The sequence below is a fragment of the Paenibacillus sp. FSL H8-0280 genome (assembly GCF_045040665.1).
In the GTDB taxonomy this organism is placed as follows: Bacteria; Bacillota; Bacilli; order Paenibacillales; family Paenibacillaceae; genus Paenibacillus; species Paenibacillus xylanexedens_A.
In genome coordinates, this window is the sequence record NZ_CP150296.1 from 4805524 (window position 1) to 4817472 (window position 11949).

Annotated in this window: 11 protein-coding genes and 1 other RNA gene; 3 read left to right on the forward strand and 9 right to left on the reverse strand. The window is 47.1% G+C overall.

Annotation, left to right across the window (positions count from 1 at the left end; all coding sequences use genetic code 11):
* The first annotated feature begins 68 nt into the window (after positions 1-68).
* Entirely contained in the window at positions 69-779 is a 711-nt protein-coding gene (locus MHI12_RS21100) for a TerC family protein (protein ID WP_405170222.1), read from the forward strand.
* Positions 780-901: 122 nt separating this feature from the next.
* Here the strand turns inward: MHI12_RS21100 and thiI are convergent, their stop codons facing one another.
* From thiI to MHI12_RS21130, 6 genes are all read right to left on the reverse strand, one after another.
* Positions 902-2143 carry a tRNA uracil 4-sulfurtransferase ThiI gene (thiI, locus tag MHI12_RS21105; protein WP_036615288.1) on the reverse strand — a complete coding sequence of 414 codons (1242 nt, stop codon included), beginning with the start codon at positions 2141-2143 and terminating at the stop codon, positions 902-904.
* Between the two features lie 6 nt (positions 2144-2149).
* Complete coding sequence (locus MHI12_RS21110) at positions 2150-3298, reverse strand: cysteine desulfurase family protein (RefSeq protein ID WP_405170223.1); 1149 nt, start codon at positions 3296-3298, stop codon at positions 2150-2152.
* Positions 3299-3470: 172 nt separating this feature from the next.
* A complete protein-coding gene (locus MHI12_RS21115) occupies positions 3471-4223 on the reverse strand; it encodes a lytic transglycosylase domain-containing protein (protein ID WP_405170224.1) in 753 nt (250 codons plus the stop codon).
* A gap of 190 nt (positions 4224-4413) precedes the next feature.
* Positions 4414-4827, reverse strand: coding sequence for a hypothetical protein (locus MHI12_RS21120; RefSeq protein WP_036615008.1), 414 nt, complete (start codon positions 4825-4827; stop codon positions 4414-4416).
* Positions 4828-4862: 35 nt separating this feature from the next.
* Complete coding sequence (locus MHI12_RS21125) at positions 4863-5081, reverse strand: DUF1540 domain-containing protein (protein WP_074095869.1); 219 nt, start codon at positions 5079-5081, stop codon at positions 4863-4865.
* Between the two features lie 165 nt (positions 5082-5246).
* A complete protein-coding gene (locus MHI12_RS21130; RefSeq protein ID WP_062835484.1) occupies positions 5247-5753 on the reverse strand; it encodes a YpuI family protein in 507 nt (168 codons plus the stop codon).
* Between the two features lie 283 nt (positions 5754-6036).
* Here MHI12_RS21130 and MHI12_RS21135 point away from each other — a divergent pair, with 283 nt between their 5' ends.
* A complete protein-coding gene (locus tag MHI12_RS21135) occupies positions 6037-7911 on the forward strand; it encodes a S8 family peptidase (protein ID WP_405170225.1) in 1875 nt (624 codons plus the stop codon).
* Positions 7912-8013: 102 nt separating this feature from the next.
* Here MHI12_RS21135 and MHI12_RS21140 read toward each other — a convergent pair whose 3' ends face one another.
* Entirely contained in the window at positions 8014-8271 is a 258-nt protein-coding gene (locus MHI12_RS21140; RefSeq protein ID WP_036615016.1) for a hypothetical protein, read from the reverse strand.
* 86 nt (positions 8272-8357) lie between these two features.
* A complete protein-coding gene (locus tag MHI12_RS21145) occupies positions 8358-9878 on the reverse strand; it encodes a PLP-dependent aminotransferase family protein (protein ID WP_405170226.1) in 1521 nt (506 codons plus the stop codon).
* Between the two features lie 107 nt (positions 9879-9985).
* Here MHI12_RS21145 and MHI12_RS21150 point away from each other — a divergent pair, with 107 nt between their 5' ends.
* The gene (locus MHI12_RS21150) at positions 9986-11215 is read left to right on the forward strand and encodes a PLP-dependent aminotransferase family protein (RefSeq protein WP_405170227.1); all 1230 of its coding nucleotides are present in this window, start codon (positions 9986-9988) and stop codon (positions 11213-11215) included.
* 257 nt (positions 11216-11472) lie between these two features.
* On the opposite strand, the gene rnpB is transcribed toward MHI12_RS21150, so the two are convergent.
* Positions 11473-11882, reverse strand: an RNA gene (gene rnpB / locus MHI12_RS21155) — RNase P RNA component class A.
* Positions 11883-11949: the final 67 nt, after the last annotated feature.

An 11949-nucleotide genomic window follows, 5' to 3' on the forward strand; every position in this document is an offset into this window, starting at 1 on the left:
AACTTGTATGTCGGAGTTGTCCATGCTATTCTTAATGATTGAACCGTATATAAGGAGTGACATATCTCATGGAGCTATTTAGTCCCACATTCTGGCTGGCTTTGCTGAACGTTGTCTTTATTGATCTAATTCTGGCTGGGGATAATGCCATCGTCATTGGTCTCGCAGCTCGAAACTTGCACCCTTCCGTGCAGAAAAAGGCGATTCTATATGGAACTGGCGGCGCACTTTTGATTCGAATTTTAGCAACAGTTGTTGTTTTATGGTTGCTTAAAGTTCCGTGGCTCTTGCTTGTGGGAGGCATACTTCTGATCTGGATTGCCTATAAATTATTGGCGGATCAGGGAGATGAACACAATGATGTCCAGGCGGGAACTTCCTTGTGGACCGCTATTCGTACCATCGTGATTGCGGATGCAGCCATGGGATTAGATAACGTGATTGCAGTTGCTGGAGCAGCGCAGCAGCATCTCGTGCTTGTCATCCTTGGACTCCTGATTAGTGTACCTATTATCGTCTGGGGAAGTACCCTGTTTATCAAGCTAATTAATCATTTTCCTTGGATCATCTATGTCGGAGCCATTGTTCTCGGGTATACGGCTTCCAATATGATCACTGAGGAACAGCGATTCTTGCCTTACTTTACTGAACATCCGGCATTGCGCATTCTCTTTATCGTTGTAGTTATTGCAGGTGTAGTCTTTGCAGGTTATCGCAAACGCTCCAGCAGTTCCAGCCACAAGGGATCTGGTGGGGAACAGCAGCGCTCCTATTCGTAGGCTAATTTAAACTAAAAATTTCATCTGAATACAGCAAAGGACTGAACGATATTTCATCGGACAGTCCTTTTTTGCAGTTAACATAGCCCTTATTATGTCAGCCATGCTAATTTTTATTGAGTTTAGAACCAGTCATCCTTCATGCCATTGTCTCCTGTTGGATTCGTTACCACAGAAGTTTCACCGGCGTGCAGCGTGATCGTTTCAGTTTGTTCCACCGCTTGATCCACCCATTCTGACAGATGGCTCATTGTTGATTCAATTTTATCCACAATTCGAAGATTTGGATTGGTTGAAGGTGACTTTGGCACAAAGAGAGTACAGCAATCCTCATATGGCAAAATAGATATGTCATACGTTCCGATCTGTTTGGACAAGGTAATGATCTCCTGTTTATCCATCATAACCAGTGGTCGCAAAAGTGGCAGATCCGTCGCACGACCAATGACATTCATACTTGGAAGAGTCTGACTCGCTACTTGGCCCAGGCTATCCCCGGTGATCAGTGCTAATGCCCGCTCACGCTCAGCAAGTTTGGAGGCAATTCGCAGCATTGAACGTCGCATCAGCGTAATAATCAGGTTATCCTGACCCAGCTGGGTAAATGCCGTTTGGATCTCCGTAAACGGAACCAGATGCAGCTTGATTGTTCCTGCATGATCAGCAAGGGCACGTGCCAAATCAATGACTTTCTCTTTGGCGCGCTCGCTTGTGAACGGGTAACTGTAAAAATGTACACATTCCACTTCAAGTCCACGGCGCATGGAAGACCAGGCTGCAACCGGGCTGTCTATACCACCTGATAGCAGTACCATTGCTTTGCCATTCGTGCCCAGCGGAAACCCGCCTACTGCCGGAATGGTTTCGTTGAAAATATAGGTGCCCTGATCCCGAATTTCCACTCGCAGTTCAATATCAGGTTGGCGAACATCAACACTCAATTGCTGAAACTTCCGAAGGATCGGGGAACCAACCAGATGATTCATTTCATGGGAAGAGTTTGGGAACTCTTTCCATACCCGTCTTACATTTACCTTAAATGTGGTGCCTTCTTTGAATTCGTCCTCCCTTTCGTCCATAAACGCAACTGCAGTTTTCACAATCTCATCAAGCTCGGATGGAGTAACTTTAACCGGACTAATCGACATCACACCGAATACCCGCTTCAGCACCTTAATCAGTTCAGTATGTGATTCACCGCCAAGATCCACATAGACACGGCCATATTCTTTGCGAAGGCTCGCTCCTGGATAAGGTTTAAGCAAAGCTTTCACCTGTGTAATGATCGTTTTCTCAAATCGGGCGCGATTCTTGCCTTTTAACATAAACTCTCCGAAACGGAGAAGTAGCATATCATATTTCATATCCATTCACATCCGCCTTTCAAGGGGTCGCAACTGCGCCACCATCTGATGTAAAGCCTGCTCAAGCAAGGCTACATCTTCTTCTGTATGTTCATCTCCAAGACTAATACGCAATCCACCAGCAGCACAAGCTGCATCTCTGCCCATTGCAAGTAAAGCCCGACTCGGTTCAGCCGAACGTGAAGAACAGGCAGATTGGGTCGATATGGTTACGCCAAGTTGCTCCAAGGTGTGCAGCGCCACTTCTGCCTTCATCCCGGGATAGGAGAAGTGTACAATATGAGGTGCACCCTCTGTGCGACTGTTCAATTCAAATTCAGGAATGGAACGTATCGTTTCCATCAATCGATTACGGAGCACCGTTGTACGCCGGGCAAAATCAACCTGATCTTCTGCTGCCATCCGCATGGCCTTTGCCATACCTACCAGCAAAGCCACGTTCTCTGTGCCTGCTCTAAGGCCCTGCTCCTGTGATCCTCCTGACAATAGTGGCGTAAGCTCCACTCCACTTCGCACATACAGGAGACCTGCTCCCTTCGGTCCACGAATCTTGTGAGCAGACAGACTGTACAGATCTGCACCCCAATCGGCAGGTCTCGCCTCCATTTTCCCAAAACCCTGAACACCATCTACATGGAAAAGCACCCGTGGTGCTTTCTTTTTGAGTTGTTTGCCAATCTCTGCAATCGGATGGATGGCTCCTGTTTCATTATTTACATGCATCAGACTCACAAGCACCGTGTCGGGCCTGATCGCGTCTACAACCTTCTGAGCGTTCACTACTCCATCGGAATTCACAGGAACTAATGTCACATTCCATCCCCACTGCTGCAATTGCATAACACTTTCGTACACAGAGGCATGCTCCGTAGCTGTTGTGATGATGTGTCTGCCTCGTGACTGATAACGTAATGCCACACCTTTTATCGCAAGATTATTGCTCTCGGTCGCACCGGAAGTAAATACAATCTCTTCAGGCTTAACGCCGATTGCCGCAGCACATCCAGATCGAGCACGACGCAGCAACTGATCGGCACGCTCTCCATACCCATGGATGGAGGACGGATTACCGAATTGTGTCTCCATAATTTCGGCCATCGTACGAATCACATCAGGATGGGGAGGTGTGGTTGCAGCATAATCAAAATATTTCAAATGAGGTTAGACCTCCCTTATCTCTTCGTTCATGAACCTACAGTGAGCATTGTAACACGATACCCATACAACACAAAAAGACCAACCGGGAACAGGCGTTTCAAGCGCTTCTGCTCCCAAATTTGATCTCATCCTGCCTACCATGTGTTTTCACAAATGTCTATCTGTGAGTTTAGATCACATATTTCGACTGTGCCTTCTCCACCTTGGAGATATAATTCTGTGTTTCTGAAGGCAGACGGTTAAGTACACTCATCAGTTCGCTATCACTCGACACGCCAAGACGTGAAACACGACCTGGTCCTGCATTATATGCAGCAAGTGCCATCTTCACTTCTCCACCAAAACGCTGGAGCTGAAGGGAAAGATACTTCGTACCCGCATCAATGTTCTGGGCAGGATCAAATGAATTACTCACACCAAGCCCTGCAGCCGTGCCATCCATTAATTGCATGAGCCCTTTGGCACCAGCAGAGGACACGACATTTGGGTTGAAATTGGACTCTGTGTCAATGACGGCCTTGATCAATGATTCAGGAACACCGTACTTCGCACTTGCCTCAGCAATCAAAGATTCATAATCCGTAGGTACAGATGCACCGGAATCCACGATTCCTGTATTGGATGAAGATAATAAAGACTCAACGATGTTATTGGAGACAGAGGACGATCCTGCCGTATTTATATCCGGATTGTACGTGCTTCCGAGTTGCAGCCACAACAAACCATCACTGGATCTTTTGGAGACCGTCGCGGTGGAATCTGTATTGCTCGTCGAATTGGCACCCGTACCTAACAGCCCGTCCATCACATTGGCGAAATCCACTGTTGAACCAGCATCCGATGGTGATCCACTGGTTTGGTTATTCACATTGGACAATTGCAGTTCCAACAACTGCCGCGATCCGCTTGGATCAATCTGCATGAGTTATACCCACTCCCGTATAATTAAGCGTATTATGACCTTATTCTACATCGTTTTACAGCAAGGTTCCATTGTTTTCATAAAAATATATGAATCTTCCCACCTAGCCTGCGCATATACGAAAAAAACCTTCTGTAATTCACCGTATTTGGGTGAGAACAGAAGGCTTTTGAATGAATCATTTTACACGTTAACGAGCGAATGGAATCATGAAAAAATAACTCAGCGTAGCTACAACACCCAGTCCAATGGACCAGGCTCCCGCTGTCTTCCGACCATTCACATATGCATAGTAACCCAGTACAGCTGCGGCCGGTCCAAGTACGATTGACCACATGAACAAAGACGCGATCCCGAAGGCAAGTCCCATGTAACCCGCAACCTTGCCTGTTGATTCCATGACCCGGTCTGCCTCATGCTTCTCAGGTACAGGCTCTGCCCGTTCGGTACCTCCAGTTCTTACGACAGTCGGAGGAGCGACCTCTGCCCCGTATTCTTCCCGATGTGCTTTTCTGGGATAATCGACGCGCATACGCTGTTTTTCACCGTCAACATTGATTTTAGGGCGATCCTGAAAATTAAACTTATTATCGTCATTTTTCATTGGGAAGCACCTCCGTTATGAATAGGGATGACTGCTCACTTGGGTTTGAACGTGTGACAGCATGTTGCAGAGGATGTGCGTGCATGATCATGATGATCGGAGTCAAATGTCTCACCGGCAAATTCCTCATGCAGACGACGGGTGGCATGTTGGTCAATGTCAATCATGATGGCATCAGCGTGGCAGAAGTTGTTCTCTCCCCAAAAGTTGCAGTTGGAGACGCTGCATTTGACAATTGGTTTGTCTTGGCTCATTTTTTATCACCTCGACTACTATTGTCTCCCCGCCACAAACCTGATATTCCCCGTCAAAATGCCAGATGATGACATGATCACACTTCGTCTGATTCTCACTAAAAACACAAAAAAACCGCCACAAGGGCGGTTTCGTCCAATTTCATATTCAGGTTTAAACGTTAATTAGGCGTGATTCCGTTGATTTTGCATACGGCGCTGAGTCAGGTAATCACTTTCATAATATGCCAGATCATCGCGCAATTCTTCGTACGTTTTGGAAACCTCAAGAATGACATCCCGTACTGCACGGATTGGCTTGTCACGGAAACGAATGGCATCTTGTCCTGTGTAAGCGTATCTTCCGTCTTCGGAATAACATTCATTTTTGGGATAGAAAAAGCTGTTTACGCATTGGTGATACGTATTATAAAGAGCCTTTTCGGCAAAATCGACATCAAAGTTGGCACGACGCAGCACAACGCCAAGTTTTTCGTAAGAAACTTCAGAAAAAACGAGCAAATGACGGAGATCTGAAAGAAATCCTTTGTAGAAGGCTGTTGATTCTTCCGTCTGATTCTGATCCAGTTCAGGCAAAGCATTCTCATTCAAAAATTTTTCAATCCGATCGATAGCCGGTTTTAACTTTTCCCTAGTTGACTCACATGTTTTCTGTACATTGGCTGCTGACATAAAGGTAGCTCCCCCTTAAATAAGTCCTTACATATAGGTCGGCCAACGGTGGTTTTCCCCTGACCTTTGAATTCTCAGCTATAATCCTACCATAAAAAGATGACGAGCGGTATCCCTTAATCATGCTTTCCGCTTCTGCCGTTAAACATGCCTATTATACGCAGTTAGACTCGAACCCGCCTGCATAAAAATATCCGCTTTTTCTAACGATAGATATAACCAGTGACAACGACGAAGCACTGTTAATGATTGTCCAAAATGAACGAAGGAGGTTCCATCCACCATGTCCAGACCGAAATGGATTAACTGGGCCCTTGCAGCTGGTGCAGGAGCACTCGCTCTGACGCTCCTGCTTCCAACATCCAATCGTCCCGAACCTAAGCCAGGTGCCCTGTCTGACTCTGCTCATGAGGAACACACGAGTAAGCAGCGTCTAAAAGTGCAGGATGTCAAAGCAACCGATCTTCTGACCCGTATGGATGCCAAGCAACATCTCAGTATCATGCTGGAGAAAACCGCCACAATGAATGCTGCGCAGGTTAGCCGATATGTGAATGATCTCCAAAGTTCACATGAACATATCAGATCCATTCATCTCATGAATACCAATGGCTCTTTTAACAAGCCCTTTGATCACGCCTCCACACAAGGAAGCAAGTTGGAACAACAGAAGCTTCAACATTCGCTCAACCTTGCCAAAAAAGCGGTAAACAAACATCAAAGTTTTGAATCCTCATCTTTTCCTTTGGGAAAAGAAAAATACTTTGTTATGGGGCAACCCTCCAAAGATGGCAAAAGAGCTGTAATTGCCTTGTTCAGTCAGAACGTATTAAATGCTGTTGAACAACATCAGCGCAAAAATCTGCGCATGATCCCTTATCCGCGTGAGGGTAAATTCAAAATTGAGTCTGTTCACCCGGATACGCTTAACGAAATCACAGTGAAGACCGGACATGATAATGCCAATGCCAGTCATTTTTATGAAAATGAAATCGTCATCCGTTTTCGCCAAGATCCCGGTGAACGGGATATGCGTATCATTAAATCCGATCTAAGAGCGCAATCTGCGCGCAAGCTGGGATACACATATGTTTTTCGATCAGAACACATGAGTTACAAACAATTGCATAGTTATTTCGAAAGCAAATGGAATCCACTCTATATGGAGCCCCACTATATGTATTTAACCAATGATACTGTAACTGAACAAACAGATGTAACGATACCCAATGACATTTTGTTCTCCGATTATCAGTGGAACCTGCCTGCAATTGAGACAAACAGAGGTTGGAATATTACCAAGGGAAACAAAGATGTCATCGTTGCGGTGGTCGACACGGGGGTTGATATGAATCATCCTGACCTGAAGGGCAAGCTCCTTGAGGGTTATAATGTGGTCGAGCCGGGAAGCCAACCGATGGATGATGTGGGACATGGGACACACGTCGCAGGCATTATCGGCGCTACTGTCAACAATAATGAAGGCGTGGCAGGTATGAGCTGGTATAACAAGGTACTACCAGTTAAAGTACTCGACAACTCGGGTTCTGGTACCACGTATGCCGTTGCCGAAGGCATCATCTGGGCAGCCGATCATGGAGCCAAGGTTATCAACATGAGTCTCGGCAATTATGCTGATGCGCAATTTCTTCATGATGCCATTAAATACGCTTTTGACCGGGATATCGTCCTGATTGCAGCCACGGGGAACGATAATACCGAGCGTCCAGGATACCCTGCTGCTTATCCGGAAGTATTTGCCGTATCTGCTACGGACCCGGATATGAGCAAAGCTTCCTATTCCAACTACGGGGACTATGTGGATGTGATGGCTCCGGGGTCCAGTATCGCCAGTACCTATCCAAACAATCAGTATGCGGCCTTGTCTGGAACGTCCATGGCTAGCCCTCATGTAGCCGCACTTGCAGGTTTGATTCGTTCATTGAACCCGGACTTGACCAACACAGAAGTGATGGATTTGATGCGCCAAAGTGTTATTGACCTCGGTGATCCGGGTCACGATAAGTATTTCGGCTATGGGCAAATCGATGTCTATAAGGCACTGCAAGCCGCATCAGGCAACAGCGCTCCTTTGCAGTTCTGGCCGCAACATGTCAGACAACAAATGGATAATACGATGAAAAAGTATACGCAGTAAGCGTAATGAGGATAATCTGCAAAAAATACAAAAGCAGCTGCGCCCCGGGGCGTACGCTGCTCTTTTTGGTTTATCTCCAATTCCCCGGGGCACCCGCTGCGATTAGCGTTTGCGAGAAGTTGTGCGGGCTTTGCTTGATTTTTTCACGGATTTTTTCTTCGGATTATGGCTGGATACATAACAAGGGTCTTCTTCTTTGACAACAACAGGATACATGTGGTGATGAATCGGAACACAGTGATGTTTTTTGATCACTTCAATCGGGTGAATTACAGGCACGATTTGTGGGATGTAATAATCCTCAACAACCTGGATCGGGTCACAGACAATCGGGCAAAGCGGTGGACAGTAATGGTTCATTTCAAAACCAACTCCCTTTCTGGTGATACTATAACCTATTGCAACAGATCGAAAGTGGATTGGATGTATGTCCATAGTCCGAAAAATTAAATGAGCGGTAGCCTGTCCGCCACTGTCCCACCCTGCCCAGGTGTTACTCTGTCAATGACTTGGCATAGTACACGAAGTCCTTCACACAAAAGCTCAACGTTTGTTACAGTGAAGCAAATACGCAGACTTGGTGTATCCATCTCCCCTACATAACAGGCGGAACCCGGGAGGAAAGAGACCCCTGCAGCAAGTGACTGATGATGCAACTCACGCATATCCAAGTTACTCGGAAGTTGGAGCCACAGATTGAGTCCTCCCTCTGGCAAGCGCCATTGCATACCCATAGTAGCATGTTCTTCCAGCACTTCAGATGCTGCGCACAAGCGAGAATACAATTCATCCCTCAATCGGGATACATAGGCACCGTACTGATTCTGAATGAAAGATTGCAATGCCTTTTGTGTAAGCAGCGGACTCCCCAAGTCCGCCGTAGATTTTGCGGCCACAAGCCGGGTCAATACACTTCCGTCTGCGATGGCGCAGGCTATACGGCAACCTGGAGACAACACCTTGCTGAAGCTTTTGATATATACGACATGACCTGTCCCATCCATCGATTTAATGGAAGCCGGGGGAGGGTCCCGAAAATAAAGATCTGCAAACGGATCATCCTCCAGAATGAGGCAGTGGTAGCTTTGAGCGAGATTAAGAAGCTGTGCTCGTCTTCTTGCACTCATCGTGATACCTGTTGGATTGTGATAGGTCGGGATCGTATAGATCAGCTTGGGCGGATAGGTATCACATAATCGTGTCAACAGATCAATACGCATGCCTTCGTCATCCATCGGGACCGTAATGATCTTCGCGCCTCTACTCGTAAATACATCAATGGCTCCGGTATAGCTTGGTGCCTCCATGTATACAACATCCCCAGGTCCGACAAAAGTTCGTGCCACAAGATCGATCCCCTGCTGAGCACCACTTGTAATTAACATGCGTTCAGGTGCAGCCTGTAGTCCACGCTCAGCAAAGTGTTCGGCAAAGATCTGTCTAAGTTCCCGATCTCCCTGAAAAGATCCATACGCCGCCATACGCTCTGTATGATCGGAGGAGAGTCGGTAGGCGCTGTCGATAATCTCGCGTGTAGGCAACAGTTCAGGCTGAATTGCTGACATATGAAGTTCATACCGCACTTGAGGTGACGTATCAAAATGTCTCCAGAGCTGCGCTCTCGGTAAATAATCCACCAGTGCCATCTGCCAATTCCATGACGTACTGGATTCACTGTTGGCATGGTTTCGCTGCGTTCGGTCCATATCCTCCGTCTGATCCACGTTCAATGTACCTCTCACATAACAACCTTTCCCCTGGGAGCAGGTGATCAATTGAATCGCTTCAAGTTCAGCATACGCTTTGGATACAGTGACCAGGCTGACACCCAAATCCGCAGTCATTTTACGCACAGAAGGAAGCCGGGTTCCGGGTTCAATGAGTCCTGATCTGATGCGATCGGCAATCGTTAGCGCAATCTGCACGTACAATTTGGTACTGCTTCCCCGTTTTAATTCAATATGCATATGTGCTCCCCCAACTGTTATGATCTTCATTTTACTGTTATAGTGTAGTCCGTCTATTATAGTTTATAATATCAGTATAACAGTGAATAACAGGAGATGAGAATAACATGAGTATCCCTTGGTCCAAAATGGCACAAAAAACCCCGTCCTCTGTCGTTCGCGACATGCTCCAGGCCGCTCAGGCACCTGGAATGATCTCACTAGCCGGTGGATTACCAGCCCAGACTTCATTCCCGCTGGAAGCCATCCGCGTTGCATATGAAAAAGTATTTATGAGCGGAGCAGCCGCTCTTCAATATGCGGAGACTGAGGGTTACCGTCCTCTTCGCGCCAAAATCGCCGAACGTCTTGAATCCAAGGGCATTCCCGCTTCACCCGATCACATGCTTCTCACTACGGGTTCACAGCAATCCATTGACTTGGTTTGCCGCATCCTTCTTGACCCGGGTGACCGCGTATTGGTTGAATCACCAACCTACCTCGCTGCTCTGCAAGTCATTCATTCCTATCAGGCTGAATCTCACGGCGTAGCCTGTGATGATCACGGCATGTTGCCTGAATCTCTCGAGGAACAGCTCCAGTTGCATCGTCCAAAACTTGTCTATATTAATCCAACGTTCTCCAATCCTACGGGAAAAGTGTGGTCACGAGAAAGAAGACAGCAGGCTGTGGATCTGTGCCGCAAATATGGTGTACTCATTCTGGAAGATGACCCCTATGGTGAAATTCGGTTCAATCCGGAGCAATTGGATGTCCCTGCTCTCGCAGAACTGGATGCAGTATCCTATGACGGCCCTTCCAACGTTATCTACACCAGTACATTCTCCAAAACGGTAGCACCTGGCCTTCGTACGGGCTGGATACTGGCTGCTCCCGATATTGTCAAAATGGCAGCACGAGCCAAACAAGGTGCCGACTTGCACTCCAGCAGCATTGACCAAAGAGCGCTTCATGCACTGCTTGAATCTTTCGATCTGGATGCACATATCCGCCATATTTCAGAGGATTACGAAAAACGCATGAAAACATTGACTACTCTTATGGCAGCCAAAGCATGGAAAGGCATCTCGTGGAATTCACCACAAGGTGGCATGTTCTTGTGGCTGCAATTGCCTGAAGGCATGCTTGCAAGCAATCTGTTCACTTATGGTATCCAGGAGAAAGTGTGCATTGTCCCTGGTGATTCCTTCTATGCAGGTACACCAGAGTTAAACCGCATGCGGATCAACTTTACTCATACGGACCCTGAGCTCCTTCCGGAAGCCGTGGAAAGAATGGATCGCGCCATCCAACGTTGGCATGCTTCCTTAACATCCGACAGTGTTGTTACACTGTAATGAACTGTCATAAAAGTTTCGCTATTCCATTAGCGTATGAAGATTAATAAATTGATATGAGAAACAAAAATAAGGCGGCAGGCCCGAGAATCTCGGAACTGCCGCCTTATTTTTATAGAACCTGTTATCAACAGGAATTATGTTTTTTTAGATGTTCATGGGTCCTTCTGATCAGTCAGGCCATCGGATGATTCATACGAGTTGTCCTCGACTGATAGGTGGACTACATTGTGTTGCAATAGTGTTGTTGTTGCAGTTAGGAAAGCTTACCGTAAGCCGGGTTCTGTGCTCTTCGTGGTTCATACGGGAACTACCCTCCCACCAGAAGCGACAATCATCTATCTAGGCCATACATTGCTGCACAGCTCAAGCGACCAACCTAGACACACCTCGGGCTAAGGTTGCCTCCTCAGAAGAGGCGGCTGTGTCCCATTAGGTCTTGCTCCAGATGGGGTTTACCAGGAACGAAGTCACCAGCGTTCCTCGGGGTCTCTTACACCTCGGTTCCATCCTTGCCTGTGCCGGAAAATCCGGCCATCGGCGGTCCATTTCTGTGGCACTATCCTTCAACTCGCGCTGACTGGACGTTATCCAGCATCCTGCCCTGTGGAGCCCGGACTTTCCTCTCGTGGCAACAAAGGCCACCAGCGATTGTCTGTCAAGCTTTCCGAACAACATTACATAGTATACAGGCATTTAGGTTCCCAGACAAGCTTAATATTACTGGGAACTAC